The sequence below is a fragment of the Micrococcus sp. 140720015-1 genome (assembly GCF_053627595.1).
The window spans coordinates 205739-225923 of sequence record NZ_JBSEYC010000002.1; the positions used below are offsets into that span (position 1 = coordinate 205739).

The 20185-nt window shown below is 74.8% G+C and carries 20 protein-coding genes; 2 read left to right on the forward strand and 18 right to left on the reverse strand.

Annotation, left to right across the window (positions count from 1 at the left end):
• Window positions 1-13 precede the first annotated feature (13 nt).
• The 8 genes from ACUXPL_RS04225 to coaD form a co-directional block, all read right to left on the reverse strand.
• Window positions 14-1186: a glycosyltransferase family 4 protein gene (locus ACUXPL_RS04225; protein ID WP_454182127.1), complete on the reverse strand. Its 1173-nt coding sequence runs from the start codon at window positions 1184-1186 to the stop codon at window positions 14-16.
• The gene (locus ACUXPL_RS04230; protein ID WP_454182129.1) at window positions 1176-2321 is read right to left on the reverse strand and encodes an LCP family protein; all 1146 of its coding nucleotides are present in this window, start codon (window positions 2319-2321) and stop codon (window positions 1176-1178) included. The genes ACUXPL_RS04225 and ACUXPL_RS04230 overlap by 11 nt, the downstream gene beginning before the upstream one ends.
• Window positions 2322-2371: 50 nt before the next feature.
• Window positions 2372-3289 carry a bifunctional DNA-formamidopyrimidine glycosylase/DNA-(apurinic or apyrimidinic site) lyase gene (gene mutM, locus ACUXPL_RS04235; RefSeq protein WP_251649602.1) on the reverse strand — a complete coding sequence of 306 codons (918 nt, stop codon included), beginning with the start codon at window positions 3287-3289 and terminating at the stop codon, window positions 2372-2374.
• Between the two features lie 4 nt (window positions 3290-3293).
• Window positions 3294-3956: a ribonuclease III gene (gene rnc / locus ACUXPL_RS04240; RefSeq protein WP_020621711.1), complete on the reverse strand. Its 663-nt coding sequence runs from the start codon at window positions 3954-3956 to the stop codon at window positions 3294-3296.
• A 73-nt stretch (window positions 3957-4029) separates the two neighbouring features.
• Window positions 4030-4233 (reverse strand): 50S ribosomal protein L32, encoded by a 204-nt coding sequence (gene rpmF, locus ACUXPL_RS04245; protein ID WP_002856390.1) that lies wholly within the window; start codon window positions 4231-4233, stop codon window positions 4030-4032.
• A 2-nt stretch (window positions 4234-4235) separates the two neighbouring features.
• Window positions 4236-4808 (reverse strand): YceD family protein, encoded by a 573-nt coding sequence (locus tag ACUXPL_RS04250; protein WP_002856392.1) that lies wholly within the window; start codon window positions 4806-4808, stop codon window positions 4236-4238.
• 174 nt (window positions 4809-4982) lie between these two features.
• Complete coding sequence (galU, locus tag ACUXPL_RS04255; RefSeq protein ID WP_180537326.1) at window positions 4983-5897, reverse strand: UTP--glucose-1-phosphate uridylyltransferase GalU; 915 nt, start codon at window positions 5895-5897, stop codon at window positions 4983-4985.
• 68 nt (window positions 5898-5965) lie between these two features.
• Window positions 5966-6439: a pantetheine-phosphate adenylyltransferase gene (gene coaD / locus ACUXPL_RS04260; RefSeq protein WP_036338106.1), complete on the reverse strand. Its 474-nt coding sequence runs from the start codon at window positions 6437-6439 to the stop codon at window positions 5966-5968.
• Window positions 6440-6571: 132 nt separating this feature from the next.
• On the opposite strand from coaD, the gene ACUXPL_RS04265 reads away from it, so the two are divergent.
• Window positions 6572-7825 (forward strand): aminotransferase class I/II-fold pyridoxal phosphate-dependent enzyme, encoded by a 1254-nt coding sequence (locus tag ACUXPL_RS04265; protein ID WP_454182132.1) that lies wholly within the window; start codon window positions 6572-6574, stop codon window positions 7823-7825.
• A gap of 204 nt (window positions 7826-8029) precedes the next feature.
• Here ACUXPL_RS04265 and rsmD read toward each other — a convergent pair whose 3' ends face one another.
• The 4 genes from rsmD to ACUXPL_RS04285 are packed head-to-tail and all read right to left on the reverse strand — an operon-like array spanning window position 8030 to window position 12937.
• Window positions 8030-8593, reverse strand: a complete 564-nt coding sequence (gene rsmD, locus ACUXPL_RS04270) for a 16S rRNA (guanine(966)-N(2))-methyltransferase RsmD (protein WP_200968607.1) — start codon at window positions 8591-8593, stop codon at window positions 8030-8032.
• 3 nt (window positions 8594-8596) lie between these two features.
• Window positions 8597-10789, reverse strand: a complete 2193-nt coding sequence (locus ACUXPL_RS04275; RefSeq protein ID WP_454182135.1) for an ATP-dependent DNA helicase RecG — start codon at window positions 10787-10789, stop codon at window positions 8597-8599.
• Window positions 10779-11819 carry a DAK2 domain-containing protein gene (locus tag ACUXPL_RS04280; RefSeq protein WP_454182137.1) on the reverse strand — a complete coding sequence of 347 codons (1041 nt, stop codon included), beginning with the start codon at window positions 11817-11819 and terminating at the stop codon, window positions 10779-10781. Before ACUXPL_RS04280 ends, ACUXPL_RS04275 begins: the two co-directional genes overlap by 11 nt.
• Window positions 11816-12937, reverse strand: coding sequence for an LCP family protein (locus ACUXPL_RS04285; RefSeq protein WP_454182139.1), 1122 nt, complete (start codon window positions 12935-12937; stop codon window positions 11816-11818). The genes ACUXPL_RS04280 and ACUXPL_RS04285 overlap by 4 nt, the downstream gene beginning before the upstream one ends.
• An 89-nt stretch (window positions 12938-13026) precedes the next feature.
• Here ACUXPL_RS04285 and ACUXPL_RS04290 point away from each other — a divergent pair, with 89 nt between their 5' ends.
• Entirely contained in the window at window positions 13027-13506 is a 480-nt protein-coding gene (locus ACUXPL_RS04290) for a DUF3515 family protein (RefSeq protein ID WP_180537320.1), read from the forward strand.
• A 56-nt stretch (window positions 13507-13562) separates the two neighbouring features.
• Here ACUXPL_RS04290 and ACUXPL_RS04295 read toward each other — a convergent pair whose 3' ends face one another.
• The 6 genes from ACUXPL_RS04295 to leuC all read right to left on the reverse strand — a co-directional run bounded on the left by ACUXPL_RS04295 (window position 13563) and on the right by leuC (window position 20053).
• Window positions 13563-14702 (reverse strand): D-alanine--D-alanine ligase family protein, encoded by a 1140-nt coding sequence (locus tag ACUXPL_RS04295; protein WP_454182142.1) that lies wholly within the window; start codon window positions 14700-14702, stop codon window positions 13563-13565.
• Window positions 14699-15736: an NAD(P)H-dependent glycerol-3-phosphate dehydrogenase gene (locus ACUXPL_RS04300; protein WP_454182144.1), complete on the reverse strand. Its 1038-nt coding sequence runs from the start codon at window positions 15734-15736 to the stop codon at window positions 14699-14701. The genes ACUXPL_RS04295 and ACUXPL_RS04300 overlap by 4 nt, the downstream gene beginning before the upstream one ends.
• Window positions 15733-16407: a lysophospholipid acyltransferase family protein gene (locus ACUXPL_RS04305; RefSeq protein WP_406890631.1), complete on the reverse strand. Its 675-nt coding sequence runs from the start codon at window positions 16405-16407 to the stop codon at window positions 15733-15735. Before ACUXPL_RS04305 ends, ACUXPL_RS04300 begins: the two co-directional genes overlap by 4 nt.
• An 80-nt stretch (window positions 16408-16487) precedes the next feature.
• Complete coding sequence (gene murA / locus ACUXPL_RS04310) at window positions 16488-17816, reverse strand: UDP-N-acetylglucosamine 1-carboxyvinyltransferase (RefSeq protein ID WP_180537317.1); 1329 nt, start codon at window positions 17814-17816, stop codon at window positions 16488-16490.
• Between the two features lie 173 nt (window positions 17817-17989).
• Window positions 17990-18595, reverse strand: coding sequence for a 3-isopropylmalate dehydratase small subunit (gene leuD / locus ACUXPL_RS04315; RefSeq protein ID WP_036338085.1), 606 nt, complete (start codon window positions 18593-18595; stop codon window positions 17990-17992).
• Window positions 18596-18598: 3 nt separating this feature from the next.
• Window positions 18599-20053, reverse strand: a complete 1455-nt coding sequence (gene leuC / locus ACUXPL_RS04320; RefSeq protein ID WP_060973445.1) for a 3-isopropylmalate dehydratase large subunit — start codon at window positions 20051-20053, stop codon at window positions 18599-18601.
• Window positions 20054-20185: the final 132 nt, after the last annotated feature.

The following is a 20185-nucleotide window of genomic DNA, read 5'->3' on the forward strand; positions in this document are numbered from 1 at the left end:
GCCGACGTCGGGCTCAGCGACCGGCGACGCGGCGCAGCAGTCGCACGTAGCGGCGGGCCACGGCCGGCAGGTCGGCGTGGCGGCGCACCCAGTCGCGTCCGCCCGCGCCGACGTCGGTGCGGTGCGGGTCGTCCGCGAGCGCCGTCAGGTGCCGCACCAGGTCGTCCACGTCCGGGCCGATGACCTCGGCGCCGCCGGCCGCCTCGAGGGTGCGGGCGGCCTCCCCCGTCACTAGGCCCGTGACGTGCCGGCCGACGGCGAGCACCTCGTAGGTCTTGGAGGGCACGGTGTACCGGAAGCTCGGCCAGTCGGGACGCAGGGCCACCACCAGCGTGTCCGCCCACGCGTACTGCTCGGCCACGGCCGCGCCGTGGACGGGTCCGAGGATCTCGGCCGGCGAGCCGAGCTCGGCGTTGCGGGCCTCCAGCACCGGACGCCGGGTCCCCTCCCCGACCAGCCGGACGCGCACCCCCGGCCGGGTGCGCCGCAGCGTCGCCGCGGCGTCGATGAGCCGCTCGAGCCCCTGGCTCTCGCCCATGTTGCCCAGGTACAGCACGTGGAGCTCACCGGCGGCCCGCTCCCGCCGGGGCGCCACCGCCAGGCGGGCCAGGTCCACACCGTTGCCCAGGGTGCGGACCACCCGCACCCCGCGCCCGCGCAGCGTCTCCGCGAAGCCGTCTGTGACGGTCACCACGAGCCGGGCCGCGCGCTGGCCGCCGGTCACGACGCGCTCCATCGCGACGCCCAGCAGGCCCTGGTGGACCCCGGCCTCGTGGGCGAGATCCGGCCAGGCGTCGCGCATCTCCAGCACGAGGGGACGGCGCCAGAGGCGGGACAGCACGACGCCGGGCACCACCACGGGCAGCGCGGGCACGGTGGCCACCACCACGTCCGGGCGTCGGGTGGCCATCCCACGGGGGACGGCGAGCAGGGCGTGCACCACCGCCTCGGCGAAGCGGCCGTTGCGGCCGGCCTCCCCCAGGGGCAGGCGAGGCGTGGGCAGGACGCGTTCGCCGTCGGGCCCGGAGAAGGGGCGCACACCCCCGGGCGCGACGACGTCGACGTCCCAGCCCGCCGACCGCAGCGCCGCCACGACCGCGCCCCAGCGACGCGCGGGCGGGGTGCGCTCGGGCCGGTAGGAGTGGGAGACCAGCAAGAGGCGGGGGCGGCGCGGCTCAGTCGTCACAGGGGCCCTCCCCGAGGGCGGGTGCGGGCGTGGTGCCGGTCAGCAGGGTCAGCACGGGGGCGGCCCCGCCGGCGGCCTGGGCCTTCTTCTCCTTCTTGGGCTCGTGCTCGTCGACATAGCGCTGGACGTCGTCGTCGGCGAGGGCGGAGCGCAGGTCCGCCAGCTTGTCCTCGTCGAGCTCGACGATGGCGTCGCCGTTCGGCCCCTCCGCGAAGCCCTTGCGGGGCACCGTGAACATCTCGACGTCCTCGCCGCGGACGTCGCGCAGCTGCCACGCGAGCGAGGCGATCACGCCGGACGTGAGCCCCTCGTCCACACCGAGGTGGTCGGAGAACGTGGCGACGACCTCGGTGGTGCGGGCGGGATCGCCCAGGATCTGCGGGCTGAGGAAGCGGTCCATCGCCCCGGCCAGGTAGCGCTGCTGGTTCTTCACGCGGGTGACGTCGCCGTCGTCGAAGGCGTGCCGTTCGCGCACGTAGCGCAGGGCGGCGGTGTCCTGCAGCAGGATGTGTCCGCGCGGGTAGTACGAGGGGTTGGCCTGACCGGAGGAGAAGGCCCGCGGGTTGCAGACCTCGACGCCGCCCAGCGCGTTCGTCACGCCCCGGAAGCCCTGGAAGTCGACCTCGAGGACGTGGTGGATCGGCACTCCCAGCAGCAGCTCCACCGTGTCCACGGCGAGCGCGTAGCCGCCCGTGTCGAAGGCCGAGTTGATCTTCGCCTCACCGTGGCCGGGCACGGTGACCCACGAATCCCGCAGCACGGACATGACGTAGACCTGGCGTCGGTCCGCGGGGATGTGCACGAGCATCATGGTGTCCGAGCGCTGGCCCATGTCCTGCTCGCCCTCGCCCTCGCGGGAGTCGGAGCCCAGGACGAGCACGTTCAGCGGGCCGTTGCCGGCCGCCTGCTCGAGCGCCCCCACGTCCACCGTCTGCCGGTGGTCGTCGAAGGTGCGCCCGAGCGAGCCCGCGTACCAGGCGCCCAGACCGAGCAGCGCCGCGAGCAGGACGGCGAGCACGCCGACGACCCACGGCCAGCGCCGGCGGCGCCGCGCGACCGGCGGGGCGTCGTCGCGCGGGGACTCGGGACGCGGCAGGGGCTCAGGCGTCCAGGACGCGGCCGGGGGATGGCTCACTCGTGTCTCCTGCTCGAGGTCGGGGGTCAGCCCAGTCTACGGACGCCCCGTCAGGCGTCGGCCGCCGCGGCCCGGCGACGGCGCGGCCGGGGCTGGCAACGCGGGCACAGGTGGCTCGCACGGTTCATGAACGGCTCGCGGACGATGCGGGAGTCGACCCCCTCGGCGGCGCAGCGGCGACACGGCTGCCCGGTGCGCCCATAGGCCGCCAGGGAGCGGGCGAAGTAGCCCGATCGCCCGTCCACGTTGACGTAGAGCGCGTCGAAGCTCGTGCCCCCCACCTCCAGGGCCCGGCGCATCACGTCCTGGACGGCCGCCATGAGGCGCAGCGTGTCCGCCCGGCGCATGCGCTCCGTCGGGCGCTCGGGGTGCAGGCGGGCGCCCCACAGGGCCTCGTCCGCGTAGATGTTGCCGATCCCGGAGACCAGCGACTGGTCCAGCAGCGCGCGCTTGAGGGTGGAGCGGCGCCGCGCCAGGCGCGCGTGCACGGCCGCGGGGTCGAACAGGGGATGCAGCGGGTCCAGGGCGATGTGGGCGGCCGTGGTGGGGATCCGCTCGCCGCCGGCGGCGTCGTCGGGCCGCAGCGCGTCGAGCCACCAGCCGCCGAAGATCCGCTGGTCCACGAACCGCAGCTCGCGGGCGGAGCCGTCCGCCGCGGTGACGGGCAGGCGCAGGCGCAGGTGACGCTGGTCGGCGGCCCCCGGTTCGTCCACGAGGATCTGCCCGCTCATGCCCAGGTGCACGACGACGGCGTCGTCGCCCTCGGCCAGGGGCAGCCAGAGGAACTTGCCGCGGCGAGCCGGCTCGGCCAGCCGGGCGCCGCGCAGCCGCTCCCGGAGGGCGTCCGCACCGCCGGGGCTGCGACGCAGCGAGCGGGGGTCGAGGACCTCGAGCTCCGCGGCGACGGCGTCCGTGGCCCACCGGGCCAGGCCGCGCCGGACGACCTCGGCCTCGGGCAGCTCGGGCACGGCCTCAGCGCCCCGCGGCCGGCAGGCCCGCCTCGAGGGCCGGCCAGGAGGCGGCCGCGGCGTCCCGCTCGGCCTGCTTCTTGGAGCTGGCGACGGCGGAGCCGTACTCGCGCTCGCCGACGACGAGGGTGGCCCGGTAGCGGGGGTCGTGCGCGGGGCCCTGCCCCTCGATCGCGTAGCGGACGGCGCCGAGACCGTGGCGGCTGGCGGCCTCGGCCACGACCGTCTTCCAGTCGGTGCTCTCGCGCAGCAGGTCCGGCTCGTCCAGCAGCGGCACCACGTGGCGGTGCACGAGTGCGGCCGCGGCCACGGCCCCGTGGTCCACGTAGACGGCGCCGATGAGCGCCTCGAGGGTGTCGGCGAGGATCGAGTCCTTGTCCGCCCCGCCGGTGCGGCGCTCCCCCGTGCCCAGGCGCACGAACGGGCCGATGCCGATCCGGCGCGCCACCTTCGCCAGGGCACGCGTGGACACGACGGCGGCCCGGCGGCGCGCGAGGTCGCCCTCGGCCAGGTCCGGGTACACCGTGAAGATGTGGTCGGTGACCACGTAACCCAGCACCGAGTCCCCGAGGAACTCGAGGCGCTCGTTGGTGGGCAACCCGCCCTGCTCGTAGGCGAACGAGCGGTGCGTCAGAGCGCGTTCGAGCGTCCCGGCGGTGATGTGCACGCCGAGACGCTCGAACAGCTCTTCTGGCTCGGGCGCGGGCTCAGGCCCGCGGCGAGCCGATGGGGACGCCATCTCAGGCGTCGGCGACCTTGCGGCCCTTGTACTCGAAGAACAGGGGGGTGCCGGCGGCGTCGGTCTTCAGCTCGGCCTGGTGGGGCAGGCGGTACGAGACGCGACCGTTCTCGACGGACTTCACCAGGGCGGGCGCGGTGGCCTTCCACTGCGACCGGCGGGCACGGGTGTTGGCACGGGACATCTTCCGCTTCGGGACTGCCACGACTATCTCTCTTCTGTCTCGGTGATGGAGGTCTCTGAGGTGCCCGCGAGGTGGGCCAGGGCGGCCCAGCGCGGGTCCACGCGCTCGTGGGCGTGCCCCTCGGGCGCGTCCTCGAGGCGGATGCCGCAGTCGGCGCACAGGCCCTCGCAGTCCGGCCGGCACAGCGGCTGGAACGGGAGGGCGATGACCACGGCGTCCCGGAACACGGGTTCCAGGTCCACGGTCTCGCGCACCACGAGCGGCTGCTCGCCGGCGTCGTCCTCGGACGTGCCGGTGAGGTACAGCTCCTGCAGGTCCACGGTGATCCCCTCGTGCAGCGGGCGCAGGCAACGGCCGCACTCGCCCTTCAGGGTCGCGTCCGCGGTGCCGGTGACGAGGACGCCCTCGTGCACCGACTCCAGACGCAGGTCCAGTTCGACGGGGTCCCCCTCGGGGATCCCCAGCAGCGGCGTGGAGACGCCCGCGGGGGCGGGCCACTCGGCCGTCAGCTCGCGCTGGACTCCGGCCCCGCGCGTCAGATCGCGCACGGGGATCACCCACGGCGAGTCGGCGCCGTGGTGCTGGATGCTGTCCATGGTCGCTCCTCTCGGCGGGTGGGACGGCGGGGGTACACGGCCCGTCCGCACGCCCTCTGCGGGGGTGCGATGCGGCCTGGACACGGGTCCAGCCACGACGGACCGACAGCCCATCCTACCGGGTGGGTCCGCCTCGGCCAAAGCCGGCGGCGGCCCGCGCGTCGCCGGCCCGGCTCAGAGCCCGGCGGTGAACTCTCGGAGCCAGGCCCGCAGGTCGGCCCCGAGGTCCTCGTGCCGCGTGCCGAACTCGATGACCGCCTGCAGGTAGCCGAGCTTGTCCCCCGTGTCGTAGCGGCGGCCGTCGAAGACGACGGCGTGCACGCCGCGGCCCTCGCCTTCCTCCGTGGCCAGCCTCTGCAGCGCATCGGTGAGCTGGATCTCCCCGCCGCGGCCGGGCGGGGTCTCGTCCAGCACGTCGAACACCTGCGGGGCCAGCACGTAGCGGCCGATGATCGCGAGGGTGGAGGGGGCGTCCTCGCGGGCCGGCTTCTCCACGAGGTCGGTGACGCGGACGACGTCGTCGCCCTCCCCCGGCACGGCCTGCACCGCGGCCACGCCGTAGGCCGAGACGGCCTCCTCCGGGACCTCCATGAGGGCGATCACGGAGCCGCCGAGGCGCTGCTGCACGTCGATCATGCGCTCGAGCAGCGCCTCGCCGTCGCCGATGATGTCATCGCCCAGCAGGACCGCGAACGGCTCCTCGCCGACGTGGCGGCGTGCGCAGTTCACCGCGTGGCCGAGCCCGAGGGCCTCGCCCTGGCGGACGTAGTGGATGTCCCCCACCAGGTCCGACTCGCGGATCTGCGCGAGCCGCGTGGCGTCGCCCTTGCGCTCCAGCGCGGCCTCCAGCGCGGGATGGCGGTCGAAGTGGTCCTCGAGGGCCCGCTTGTTCCGGCCCGTGATCATCAGCACGTCCGCCAGGCCCGCACGCCGGGCCTCCGACACCACGTACTCGATGGCCGGTCGGTCCACCACCGGCAGCATCTCCTTCGGCATGGCCTTGGTGGCCGGCAGGAAGCGGGTGCCCAGGCCGGCGGCCGGGATGACGGCCTTGCGGGTGCGGGGGCGAGAGGGGGGCGGGACGGTCATCGGCGGTTCTCCTGCGGTGGATGCGGTGGGTCGAGCGGAGGGATGGCCCGCGGGTGGGCCGGGCGGGGTCAGGCCCCGCCGTCGAGGCCGCGCAGGACCGCGGCCGGGACGAACTCGGCGACGTCGCCGCCGAGTCCGTGGACCTCCTTGATGAGCGAGGAGGACACGTGGGTGTACCGGGCGTCGGCCGGGAGGTAGACCGTCTCGACCCCGGTGAGGTGGCGGTTCATCGCGGCCATCGGGGCCTCGAACTCGAGGTCGGCGCCGCCGCGCAGCCCCTTGACGATCGCGTCCGCGCCGATCTGTCGGCAGAACTCGGCCAGCAGGCCCGGGCCCATGGGCCGGACCGCGACGCCGGCGAGGGACGACACCGTCGCCTCGATCATGGCGATGCGCTCGTCCACGCTGAAGCGGTACGTCTTGGCGGGGTTGGAGGACACGGCGACCACCACCTCCTCAAAGAGGTTCGCGGCTCGCGCAATCACCTCGACGTGCCCCTTGTGGAGGGGATCGAACGAACCAGGGCAGACGGCACGACGCATGGGTGCCAGCCTAGCGGGGGCTGGGCCGAGCGGCGACGGACGCCCGTCCGGTCCGGCTCCGGCGCGTCGCGGTCGTGACGGACGCGGCGCGCACCGCCGTGGGCGGTCCGCGGCGATGGGTACAGTGCGGCCATGGACGGAAACCAGGCCACCCCCGGATCAGCACGGCACGACGTCGACGTGGACGCGCCGTGGCGTCGCACGGCGGCGGCCGCGGGCCTGCTCGGCGATGCCGGCCCCGTGCCCACCGTGTTCGAGACGATGACGGGCCTCGCCGTCGAGCACGGGGCCGTGAACCTCGGCCAGGGCTTCCCCGACGCCGACGGCCCCGACGCGCTGCTGCGGCTGGCGGCCGAGGCCGTGCTGGCGGGCCCCAACCAGTACGCCCCCGGCACGGGCGACCCCGTGCTGCGGCAGGCCGTCGCGGAGCACCGCCGGCGCCACTGGGGCGTGACGGAGGACCCCGCCACGCAGGTCATGATCACCACGGGCGCGACCGAGGGCATCGCCGCGACGGTCCTGGCGTTCGTGCGCCCGGGCGACGAGGTCATCACGGTCGAGCCGTTCTACGACTCGCACGCCGCCACGATCGCCCTGGCCGGCGGCCGGCACGTGAGCGTGCCGGTGGAGGCCCCGGACTTCCTTCCGGACCCGGCACGGGTGGCGGACGCGATCACCGACCGCACGCGCCTGCTCATCGTGAACACGCCGCACAACCCCACGGGCGCGGTCTATCCGCGGGAGCTGCTCGAGGAGCTCGTGGCCCTGTGCCGGTCCCGGGGCGTGCTGATCCTCTCGGACGAGGTCTACGACCACCTCGTCTACGAGGGCGAGCACGTCAGCCTGCGCTCGGTCGCGGGCGCCGAGGACATCGCCCTGACGGTCTCCAGCGCGGGCAAGGCGTTCGCGGTCACCGGGTGGAAGGTCGGCTGGCTGACCGGCCCGGCCGAGCTCGTCGGGGCCGCGCGCGCCGTCAAGCAGTTCCTCACCTACTCCTCCGGCCCCGCCTTCCAGCGCGCGCTGGGCGCCTATCTGCCCACCGAGGACGCCAAGCGACATCTCGCCGGCCAGCGCGAGCGGTACCGCGACGCCCGGGATCGGCTCGTGGCGGGCCTGCGGGAGGCGGGCCTGGACCCGGTCGTCCCGGCGGCGGGCTACTTCGTCGTCGTGGACCTGGCCCCGTGGGGTGTGACGGACGCGGCCGAGGCCGCGGTGCGGTGGACGCGTGAGGCCGGCGTCACGGGCATCCCCGTGGGCGCGCTCTGCCGCCCGGACGGGGGCCACCTGCGGTCGTGGCTGCGGCTGGCGTTCTGCAAGTCCCCCGATGCGATCGACGAGGCGATGTGCCGCCTGGCCGAGGCGGCCCCGCGGCTGCGCGCGGCCTGACCCCCGACGCTTTCGTTGACGAAACGGCGGTCCTCGGAGCACTTTCGTTCGGGAAACGGCTGTCCCTGGAGCATTTTCGTTCGGGAAACGGCGGCCGCCGTGCTCGCGGTTCGGTGCTGAGCCCAGTCCGTTCCGCCCTCCCGTCCCCCCAGGGAGAACGGGCCGAGACGCCGCCGTTTCCCGAACGAAAACGCGTGGGCGGGGTCAGCGCTCGTCCTGCCAGAGGTACAGGGCGGTCTCGCCGTAGACGCGCACCTCGACCTCCTCGAGGCCGTCCGGCCGGCGCGGCGCCGCGTCCCGGGCCGCCCGCTCGAGCACGAGCAGCCCGCCCGGGGCGAGCCGCCCGGCCGCCGCCTCCACCACCGCCTCGAGCGGCGGGCCGGCCACCGGGTACGGCGGGTCGGCCAGGATCAGGTCCACGGACGCGGTCTCCGCCGCGAGCGCCTGCTCCACGCTCCCGGCGCGCACGCGCACGACGTCGGCCCCGCGCGCGCGGTTGACCAGCGCGGCGTTCGCGCGGCACGCGGTCAGGGCCTTCCGGTCCCGCTCGACCAGCAGCACCGACGCCGCTCCGCGGCTGGCGGCCTCGCACCCCAGGGCGCCGGAGCCGGCGTAGAGGTCGAGCACGGCCGTCCCGTCCAGCCAGTCGCGGGCCTCGAGCCAGGAGAACAGGGCCTCCTTGGTGCGGTCCGTGGTGGGGCGCGTGCCGGTGCCGGGGACGGCGGTCAGGGGCCGCCCGGCGGCCGCGCCGGCGATGATGCGGGACATGGCTCAACCCTTCTCGAGGTAGTCGGCGGCGGTGAGGTGCTCGGCCTCCCAGCGGGCCACCTCGGCGGCGAGCGCCGGGTGGGCGGAGAGCCCCGGGCCGGCCGCCATGACCTGCGCGACGGCGTCGGCGGCCACGGCGATCAGCGGGGCGTCGGCGATGACGTCCACGTGGTGCAGCCCGGAGGCCAGCCCGGACTGGGCGGCGCCGAGCACGTCGCCGACGCCGCGCTGGGCGAGGTCCTCCTGCGCGATGCGCATGCCGTCCTGCTCCTGGGCCAGGACCTCGAGCCGGCGCAGCGACGGGTGCCCGTCCGGCAGGCGCGTGGCCAGCAGGCAGACCGCCGCCCCGGGCCCGCGGCCCACGCGGCCGCGCAGCTGGTGCAGGGTGGACAGGCCGAAGTCGTCGGCGTCGAGGATCGCCATGACCGTCGCGTTGGGCACGTCCACGCCCACCTCCACGACGGTGGTCGCCACCAGCACGTCCGTCTCCCCGCGCGCGAAGGCCTGCATCGCCGCGTCCTGCTCGGCCTGGTCCATGCGCCCGTGCACGGCGTCGATCCGCAGCCCCGCCAGCGCCGGGAGACCCCGCAGCCGGGGTGTCATCTCCTCCACGTTGGCGTGACCCGGGTCGGCGTCGTCGGGGTCGATGCGCGGGCACACCACGAACGCCTGATGGCCGGCCGCCACGTGCTCGGCGATCAGCTCCCACACCCGGCCGATCACGCGCGGGCCGTGGGCCATGCGCGCCACGTGCGTGGTGACCGGCTGACGCCCCGAGGGCAGCCCCTCGAGCACCGACAGGTCCAGGTCGCCGAACACCGTCATCGCCACGGAACGCGGGATGGGCGTGGCGGACATGACGAGCAGGTGCGTGCCAGGGTTGGCCCGCCGCAGGGCCTCGCGCTGGTCCACGCCGAAGCGGTGCTGCTCGTCGACGACGGCCAGGGCCAGCTCGGCGAAGCCCACCTTCTCGGAGAGCAGCGCGTGCGTCCCCACGGCGATCCCGGCCTCGCCGGAGGCCAGGGCCAGCAGCGCCTCGCGGCGCGCGGCGGTCTTGAGCGAGCCGGTGACCAGCACGACCCTCGTGGCCGGGCCGTCGCCGGCCCCGAGGGTGCCGGCCTCCGCGAGCGGGCCCATCAGGCGCAGCAGGGCGCGGTGGTGCTGCGCGGCGAGCACCTCGGTGGGCGCCACCAGGGCGGCCTGGCCGCCGGCGTCCACGACCTGCAGCATCGCCCGCAGGGCCACGAGCGTCTTGCCCGCGCCCACGTCCCCCTGCAGCAGCCGGCTCATCGGGGCGTCCCGGGCCAGCTCGGCGGACAGCTGCTCCCCCACCGCCACCTGGCCGGGCGTCAGCGCGAACGGCAGGCGGGCGTCGAGGGCCTCGAGCAGGCCGCCGGGCCGCGGCGGGCGGGGCACGGCGGGCACCGCCCGCTCCCGGTCCCGGCGCCAGGCGAGCGCGGCCTGGACGAGCAGCGCCTCACGCAGGGCGAGCGCGGTCCGCGCCGGGCCGGTGGCGGCGACGTCGTGCGGGGCGTGCAGGTCCCGGTATGCCTGGGCGGTGCCCGGCAGCGGCACCTCCAGGTCGAGCGCCGCGGCGGCCTCCGCGCGGATCCGCTCGGTGAGCAGTTCCGGGATGCGGCCCAGGTCGACGGTCTCGAGCACCCGGGCGACGGCGGAGCGGACCGTCCACGACGGCAGCTTCCCCGTAGCCCGGTAGAGCGGGACCGGCCGCACGTCCACCTCCCCCGGGGCGACGTCGTCGTCCAGGAGGGCGAAGTCCGGGTTGTTCAGCGTGATCCGGCCGCGGTACTCGGTCGTGCGGCCCTGGAACATGGCGGTCATCCCGGGGGCGAGGCGGCGGCGGGCGTCGTGGCCGTTGAAGAAGGCCATGGACAGGCTCGCCCCCGGCACGCCGGCCACGGACGGGTCCGCGACGGTGACGTCCACGATGAACCCGGGCCGGCTGTGCATGCGCCGCGTGGTCACCGACTCCACGACGGCGACGACGGTCACCTCGGCGTCGTAGGGCAGCGCGGCGATGGGGGTGAGCTCGCCGCGCTCGATCCAGCGGCGCGGCACGTGGTCCAGCAGGTCCCCGACCGTGGTCAGCCCGAGCTCCTTCTCGAGGCGGGCGGGCAGCTTCCCGCCCAGCACCTCGGACAGGGGCAGGTCGGTGACGGGGACCTCAGCGGCCATGGCACCCGTCCGGTGCGGCGTCGTGGCCGTGCGACGGCCCGGCCAGGTCGGTGACGGCCAGGCCCTCGACGTCGCCGGCGGCCCGCAGGGGGCCGATCGCGTCCGCGGCGCGGGGCACGTGCACGTGGACCCGCCACGGCACCCGGCCCTGCCCGTCACGAGCGGTCCCGACGGGGGCGAGGATCACGGCGTCCCCCACGTCGGTCAGCCGTCGGCGCAGCTCGGCCGCGGCGAGCGGGGTGAGCGCCAGGGTGCCCATCACCTCGACGGCCCCCTCGGTCGGCGCCTCCGCCGCGGCGGCGGACTCGCCCTCCGCGGCGTGGGCGCCCTCGACGTAGCCGTGGAGCGCGGTGGCCAGCTCCTCGTCCACGGGCGTGCCCGTGACGACGGCGCGCAGCGCCTCGAACACCCAGAGCAGCCCGACGGCGCCGGCGTCCACGACGTGCGCCCGGGTCAGCGGGGCGAGCAACGACTCGGTCTCCTCCACGGCCTGCACGCAGTCGGCCAGCATGACGGTCACGGCCGGGCCGAGCCGCACGGCCGGGTCCGCGTCCCCGGCCACCGCGGGCGTGTCGGGAGCCTGGGTGGACGAGCGCGCGAGGCTGCGGGCGGCCGCGGAGAGCACCGTGAGGATCGTCCCCTCGCGCGGATCCGACAGGGCCTGCCGGGCGGCCCGGTCGGCGGCGCCGAACGCCGCCGCCAGGGCGAACGCGTCGACGCGCTCCCGGCCGCGCAGGGGCTCGGCCATCCCCGCCAGGCTGACCGCGAGCAGCATGCCCGAGTTGCCCCGGGCCGAGTCCAGCGCGGCCGCGCCCGCGTGCGCGAACACGGCGCCGACGTCGTCCTGTGCGGGGCAGGCGTCGGCCGCGGTGCGGGCCGCCGTCAGCGTGGCGAGCATGTTCGTGCCCGTGTCCGCGTCCGGGACCGGGAAGAGGTTCAGGGCGTCGAGCCGCGGCGCGGCCCGGCCCACGAGCTCCTCCGCGAGCGCGAGCCAGTGCCGTACCAGCGACGGCCGGGGCGGCGTGCTCACTGCGCGACGGCCTCCCCCAGGGTGCCGGTGCGGATGCCCTCGCCCAGCCGGGCGATCGCCGCCCAGTCCGGCCACACGACGTCCTCGCCGGTGTCCGTGTAGCCCACGCCCACGGACGGCACCGTGCTGGTCACGATCGGGGCGTCGCGCGCGTCGCGCAGGGACCACGCCAGGTTCGCGAGGGTGCTCGAGCCGAGCTCGTCGTCGAGGGTCAGGAAGGGAGCGAACTCCTCGACGGCGGCCTGCACGCGGCTCGGGTCCGAGAGGGTGTCCCGCGAGAGGAACGCGGCCACGATGGCCTTGACCAGGCGCTGCTGGTTCTCCACGCGGTCGAAGTCGCTGCGCGGCAGGTTGTACCGTTCCCGCGCGTAGGCCAGTGCCTTGTCCCCGTCCATCTGCACGGTGCCCGCGGGGAAGTCGATGCCGCCGGTCGAGACGAAGGCGGCGGGGTTGTCCACGCTGACGCCGCCCAGGGCGTCCACGAGGCCCTTGAAGCCGGCGAGGTCGACGGCGATCACGTGGTCCACGCGTGCCTGGAACATGTTCTCCGCGGTGGCCACCGTCAGCGGGATGCCACCGTACTGGTAGGCGGCGTTGACCTTGTGGTCCCCGTGCCCCGGGATCGGCACCCACATGTCACGCATGATGGACATGACCTGGATCTCGCTGCGGTCCCCGGGCACGTGGACCCACATGAGGGTGTCCGACCGGCCGGCGGGGTCACGGCCCTCCGCGCCCGCGTCCTCGCCGACGAGCAGCACGTCGAGGGCCTGCTCGTCCGCCTTCTCGTCCCCGTCCGGGGCGACGGGGCCCTGGGCGCCCTCGGCGGCCTGTTCCGCGTCCATGCCGGGCGGCGGCGCGGTGGGCTGCTGGGCGGACGCCCCCGCGGCGCCCGGGCGGCCCGACTCGGCGGGGAACGCGCCGCCGTCGAAGCGCTGGGTGTCCTGGTCGATGGTCCGGGCGATCCCGCCGACGTACACCGCCGCCGCGATGCCCACGGCCAGCAGTGCCACGAGCACCACCGCCAGGGCGATCAGCCACGGGCGACGACGACGGCGCCGCCCGACGGCGACGTCCTCCTGCGGGGGGCGGGGGCGGGGGTCCGCGGTGCTGCTCACGTGGGCTCCTGAGGCGGGGACGGGAACGGTCCCGCCCATGCTAGGGCACCGGCCCCCGCGGGTCCCGGCGCCGCACGTATCCTGGGCGGATGGAATCCCGCCGCCTGCGTCGTCTCGTGCCCCTCCTGACCGCGATCGCCCTCGGCGCCACGGCCTGCGCCGGACGGGTGGCCACGGTGGAGGCCGCGCCCCACGCCGCGGACCCGGCGTGCGCCCCGGCCATGGTGGCCATGCCCGACGCCCTGGGCGACCTCGACCTGCGCCCCACCGACAGCCAGGCGACGGCCGTGTGGGGTGACCCGGCCGCCGTCGTCCTGCGCTGCGGTGCCGAGGTCCCCGGCCCCACCACGGACCGCTGCATCTCCGTGGACGGGATCGACTGGGTCATCCGCGACGAGGACGAGAACTGGCGGATCACCACCTACGGCCGTGACCCGGCCGTGGAGGTGCTGTTCGGCAAGGACCAGGCCAGCTCGGACACCGTGATGGTGGGCCTGTCCTCGGCGGTCGCGCAGATCGAGCCCAGCGGCGGCTGCGTCAGCGTGCAGGACGCGACACCCGTCGGCTGAGACCGGCGCGGGCCGGCCGGCACGACCGCCGTGGCCCGGGCCGGCCGCGGGCCGCATCAGTGCAGGCCGACGCCCCGCTCGAGGGCGAGGTCCAGCAGCTGCGAGATCAGATCGTCGTAGGACAGGCCCGTCCGCTCCCACATGGCCGGGTACATGCTGATGGGCGTGAAGCCCGGCATGGTGTTGATCTCGTTGACCACCCAGCGCCCGTCCGGGGTGAAGAAGAAGTCGCAGCGGCCCAGGCCGGATCCGTCCACGGCCTCGAAGGCGCGGATCGCCAGGGCGCGCAGCCGCTCGATCTCCTCCTCCGGCAGCTCGGCCGGGCAGGACAGCTGGGTGGTGCCGGTGTCCTGGTACTTCGACTCGAAGTCGTAGAACTGCGTCTCACCCTCGTCGTGGGCCACGACGATCTCCCCCGGCAGCGAGGCGCGCGGGGCGGCGGAGCCGTGCCCGTCGAGGACGGCGCACTCGATCTCGCGGCCGACGATGCCCGCCTCCACCACGACCTTGGGGTCGAAGCGACGGGCCTCCTCCACGGCGGCGCGCAGGCCCGCGCGCTCGGTGACGCGGGTGATGCCGAAGGACGAGCCGGCGCGGGCGGGCTTGACGAACAGCGGGTAGGCGAGCGCCCCGGCGCGGGCGAGAGCCGCCTCCGGATCGCGCGCCCAGTCGCGGGCGGTGATGGTCTCCCACGGGCCGACCTCGAGGCCGGCGGCCTGAAAGGCGACCTTCATGAAGTGCTTGTCCATGCCGACCGCGGAGGCGAGCACACCGCAGCCCACGTAGGGCAGACCCAGCGACTCGAACATGCCCTGGAGGGTCCCGTCCTCGCCCCAGGGGCCGTGCAGCAGCGGGAACACGACGTCCACCGGGCCCAGCGAGGAGCCGTCGGCCGCGGTGAGCTCGACGGTGCCGTCCGGCAGGGCGCGCAGGCTCACCGGGGCCACGGGCTCCGGCACCTCCGGCAGGGCGTCGCCGTCCAGGCGGAACGAGGCCACGTCCAGCTCGTCGTGCGACCACAGGCCGGAGCGGGCCACGCCCACCGGCACGACGTCCCAGCGCTGACGGTCGGCCGCGTGCAGCACGCCCGCCGCGGTCACGCAGCTGATGGGGTGCTCGCTCGAGCGGCCGCCGAAGAGCAGGAGCACGCGGGGACGCGCGCCGGCGGCGGCCTCCGGGGCGGGGGTGGCGGTCATGCGGTGCGTCCTTCCGACTTCAGGTCACGGGCGAGCAGCAGCTCGGCGAGGCGGTCCACGGCCACGTCCCCGGCGACCACCCGGTCCATCAGCTCGCTGATGGGCATCTCCACGCCGTGGGCGCGGGCGACGTGCACGACGGCAGAGACGGACTTGATGCCCTCGGCCGTCTGGCTCATGGCGGCCACCGCCTCCTCCGCGCTGAGGCCGGTGCCGATGTGGCGGCCGGCCGAGCGGTTGCGGGAGAGGGGCGAGGCGCACGTGGCCACGAGGTCCCCCAGGCCGGCGAGCCCGGCCATGGTGGCCGGGGCGCCGCCGAGCGCGACGGCCAGCCGGGTGGTCTCGGCCAGGCCCCGGGTGATGACGGAGGCCTTGGAGTTGTCCCCCAGCCCCTGCCCGTCGCAGATCCCCACGGCGAGGGCGATGACGTTCTTCACCACGCCGCCGATCTCCACGCCCACGACGTCCGTGTTCGTGTAGGGCCGGAAGGTCCGGCCGGCCGTGAGGGCGGCGATGCGCTCCGCCGTCGCGCGCGAGGCCGAGGCGACCACCGTGGCGGTGGGCTCGCCGCGCGCGATCTCGAGGGCGAGGTTGGGTCCGGAGACCACCGCGAACCGGTCCGGGCTGAGGCCCAGCTCCTCCGCGCACACCTGCGACATCCGCGCGTCGGTGCCGCGCTCGAGGCCCTTGACGAGGGAGACCACGACGGCGTCCGGGGCCAGATCGGCGCGCACCGCGTGCAGCGTCTCGCGCACGTGCTGCGCGGGCACGGCCACCACCACGACGCCGGCTCCCCGGACCGCCTCGGCGGCGTCGGTGACGGCGCGCACGCAGGTGGGCAAGGAGATGCCGGGCAGGTACTCGGGGTTCTCGTGCCGCTCGGTGATGGCTTCGGCGACCTCGGCCCGCCGGGACCAGATCACGACCTCGGACGCGCGGGCGGACTCGGGGCTGGTGCTCAGGCCCAGGACGCGGGCGAAGGCCGACCCCCAGCTGCCGGCGCCGAGGACGGCGACGGTGCGCGGATCGCTCATGCCCCGGTCACCCGCCGTCCGGTCGTGGGGTCCCAACGGCCCTCCGGGGCCGGTTCTCCGCGCAGCTCGGCGACCAGCTCGGTGATCGCGGCCATCATGCGGTCAGTGCCCTCGCGCAGGGTGGCCGCCGTCACGGGGAGGTCCCGCAGGTCCGCGAGGTCGACGGGCGCGCCGACCCGGATCCGGGCGGTCTTGCGCGGGAGGACGCGGAGGGAGCGGCCGCCGTACGGCAGCAGCTCCTGGATGCCCCACTGACCGACGGGGATGAGCGGGGCGCCGGTCTGCAGGGCCAGGCGCACGGCCCCGTTGCGCGCCGCCATCGGCCAGCCGTCGGGATCGCGGGTGACGGTGCCCTCCGGGTACACGATGATCGCCCGGCCCGTGGCGACGGCCTCGCGCGCGGCGGCGAGCGAACGGCCGCCGTCGCGGGTGCGCTCGACCGGGATCATGCGGGTGGCCTCGAGGACCTGCTTGAGCACGGGCACCTTCCAGAGCTCGGCCTTGGCGAGGAAGGTCGGCAGCAGGCCCTGGTTGTAGACCATGTGGGCCACGGAGAGCGGGTCCACCTCCGAGATGTGGTTGACGGCGAGGATCGCGCCGGTCTGGGGCAGGTGCTCGGTCCCCTCCCACACCTGGCGGACGAGGGCCCGCATCGCCGGACGCACGATCACCCCGGGGATCACGTAGGCGGCGCGCGCGGCACGCGTGGGACGACCCCCCGCGGCGGCAGGGCTCTGGGCGTCCACGCCGCTCACCGGTCGCGTTCGGTCAGCTCGACGTCGGCGCCGAGGCCCTCGAGCTTCGCCATGAAGTGCTCGTAGCCGCGGTTGATGATCTCCAGGCCCGTCGCCGTGGAGGTGCCCTCGGCGGTGAGGGCGGCGATCAGGTGGGAGAAGCCGCCGCGCAGGTCCGGGATGTCGAACTCGACGCCGTGCAGCGGCGTCGGGCCGGAGATCACGGCCGAGTGCAGGAAGTTGCGCTGACCGAAGCGGCACGGCACGGAGCCGAGGCACTCGCGGTGCAGCTGGATGGAGGCGCCCATCCGCACGAGGGCGTCGGTGAAGCCGAAGCGGTTCTCGTACACGGTCTCGTGCACGATGGAGACCCCCTTGGCCTGGGTCAGCGCCACCACGAGGGGCTGCTGCCAGTCGGTCATGAAGCCGGGGTGCACGTCCGTCTCGAGCACGAGCGGGTTGAGATCGCCGCCGGCGTGCCAGAACCGGATGCCGTCGTCGACGACGTCGAACTCGCCGCCGATCTTGCGGTAGGTGTTCAGGAACGCCGTCAGGTCGCGCTGCTCGGCGCCGCGGACGTAGATGTCCCCGCCGGTGGCCAGGGCGGCGGAGGCCCACGAGGCGGACTCGTTGCGGTCGGGCAGGGCGATGTGGTTGTAGCCGCGCATCTCGCTCACGCCCTCGATGCGGATGGTGCGGTCCGTCTGCACGGTGATGATCGCGCCCATCTTCTGCAGGACGGCGATGAGGTCGTGGATCTCCGGCTCGACGGCGGCGCCCTTGAGCTCGGTGATGCCCTCGGCCTTCACGGCGGTCAGCAGCACCTGCTCGGTGGCTCCGACGGAGGGGTAGGGCAGCTCGAGCTTGGCGCCGTGCAGGCCCTTGGGGGCGGAGATGGAGATGCCGCCCGGGCGCTTGTCCACGACGGCGCCGAAGTTGCGCAGCACGGCCAGGTGGTAGTCGATCGGGCGGTCGCCGATCTTGCAGCCGCCGAGGTCGGGGATGAAGGCCTCCCCGATCGCGTGCATGAGCGGGCCGCAGAAGAGGATCGGGATGCGCGAGTCGCCGGCGTGGGCGTCGATCTCGGCGGTCAGGGCCGACTTCACCCCGGCCGGGTCCATCGTGATCCGCCCGGTCTCCTTGTCCCACTCCACGGACACGCCGTGGATCTCGAGGAGGGAGCTGACGACGTCCACATCCTTGATCTCGGGGATGTTCCGGAGCACGGACGGCGAGTTGCCGAGCAGGGCGGCCACCATGGCCTTGGGCACCAGGTTCTTGGCGCCGCGCACGGTCACCTCACCGGTCAGCGGCTTGCCGCCATGGATGGTCAAGAGCTTCGCCATGCGCGTCCTTCCTCAGCGCGGCCGCAGGGCCACGGTCTCGGCCACTCCCGCCGGAGCGGGGAGGTCTCTGAACGGGACCGCCCGCCGCGTGCGGCGGGCGGTCCCGGAATCGCCTCCCAGCATAGGGCGTCGCCGGGCACGCGCGGCACTGGTGCGGTCCCGGCGCCGGCCGGTCAGCCGGCCGTGCGGGCCGGCAGGGTGGTGGGCTTGTACGCGGGGCGGTCCGCCTCGTAGGCGTCGATCTCGGCCTGGTGCCCCAGGGTGACGGCGATGTCGTCCAGGCCCTCGAGCAGGCGGTGACGGGTGTCGTCGTCGATCTGGAAGGGGGCGGTCACATCCCCGCACTCGACGGTGCGTGTGACGAGGTCCACGGTGACCGGGGTCCCGGGACGGTTCTCCAGCTCCTTCCAGATGCGCTCGACGTCCTCCTGCTCCACCTGGGCCGCGACGAGCCCCTGCTTGGCGGAGTTGCCGCGGAAGATGTCCGCGAAGCGCGGGGAGATCACGGCGCGGAAGCCGTAGTCCTTGAGCGCCCACACGGCGTGTTCGCGCGAGGAGCCGGTGCCGAAGTCCGAGCCCGCCACGAGCACGGTGCCCCCGCTGAACGGCTCGGTGTTCAGGATGAAGTCGGGGTCCTGGCGCCAGCCGGCGAACAGGGCGTCCTCGAAGCCCGTGCGGGAGATCCGCTTGAGGTACACGGCCGGGATGATCTGGTCCGTGTCCACGTTCGAGGCGCGCAGCGGCACGCCGACGCCGGTGTGGGTGGTGAACTTCTCCATGGCTCAGGCCTCCTGGGGGGTGAGGGCGGGCAGGTCGGACGGGCTGGCGAGGCGGCCCAGCACGGCGGTGGCCGCGGCGACCACCGGGGACACCAGGTGGGTGCGCCCGCCCTTGCCCTGCCGGCCCTCGAAGTTGCGGTTCGAGGTGGACGCGCAGCGCTCCCCCGGGGAGAGCTGGTCCGGGTTCATGCCCAGGCACATGGAGCAGCCGGCGAACCGCCACTCGGCCCCGAAGTCCTCGAACACCCTGTCCAGGCCCTCGTCCATGGCCTGCAGACGCACGCGCGCCGAGCCTGGCACGACCATGACGCGCAGCCCCTCGGCCTTGCGCCGGCCCCGGACGACCTCGGCGAATGCCCGCAGGTCCTCGATGCGGGAGTTGGTGCACGAGCCCATGAACACGGTGTCGACCTCGACCTGCTTCATCGGGGTGCCGGGGGCCAGGTCCATGTAGGACAGCGCCTTGCGGGCCGCCTCCTGGGCCACCGGGTCGGCGAAGTCCTCGGGCGCGGGGACGGTGTCGTTCAGGCTCACGCCCTGACCCGGATTGGTGCCCCACGTGACGAACGGCTCGAGCGTGTCCGCGTCGATGACCACCTCGGCGTCGAACTCCGCGCCCTCGTCCGTGGCGAGGGTGCGCCAGTGCTCGACGGCGGCGTCCCAGTCGGCGCCCTCGGGGGCGTGGGGCCGTCCCTTCAGGTAGGCGAAGGTGGTCTCGTCCGGGGCGACCATGCCGGCGCGGGCGCCGGCTTCGATGGACATGTTGCAGATGGTCATCCGGCCCTCCATGGAGAGGTTCCGGATGGCCTCACCGCGGTACTCGAGCACGAAGCCCTGGCCCCCGCCCGTGCCGATCTTCGCGATGACCGCGAGGATGATGTCCTTGGCCGTCACACCCGGGCGCAGCGTGCCGTCCACGGTGACCGCCATGGTCTTGAAGGGCTTCAGCGGCAGGGTCTGGGTGGCCAGGACGTGCTCGACCTCGGAGGTGCCGATGCCGAACGCCAGGGCGCCGAACGCGCCGTGGGTGGAGGTGTGGGAGTCGCCGCAGACCACGGTGAGGCCGGGCTGGGTCAGGCCCAGCTGGGGGCCGACGACGTGGACGATGCCCTGCTCGGCGTCGCCCAACGGGTGTAGGCGGACGCCGAACTCGGCGCAGTTGGCCCGCAGGGTCTCGATCTGCGTGCGCGAGGTGGGATCAGCGATCGGCTGGTCGATGTCCAGCGTCGGGGTGTTGTGGTCCTCCGTGGCGATGGTCAGGTCGGGCCGACGCACCGGACGCCCGGCCAGACGCAGCCCCTCGAAGGCCTGCGGGCTCGTCACCTCGTGCACGAGGTGCAGGTCGATGTAGAGCAGGTCGGGGGTGCGGGAGGCGCCCTCGCCCTCGCCGCGCACCACCACGTGCTCGTCCCAGACCTTCTCGGCCAGCGTCCTGGGCCGCGTCGTCGCCGTCGTCATGTGCCGCACCTTCCTGCTCACGCACCTGTCGGTCGTCGCCCGGCGCGGGGCGCCGGTGCTCACGGACCACTGTGGGGCGCGGCGGGGCCGTTCTCGACCACGCGGCGCGATATTCCATATCGTGAGATTTCA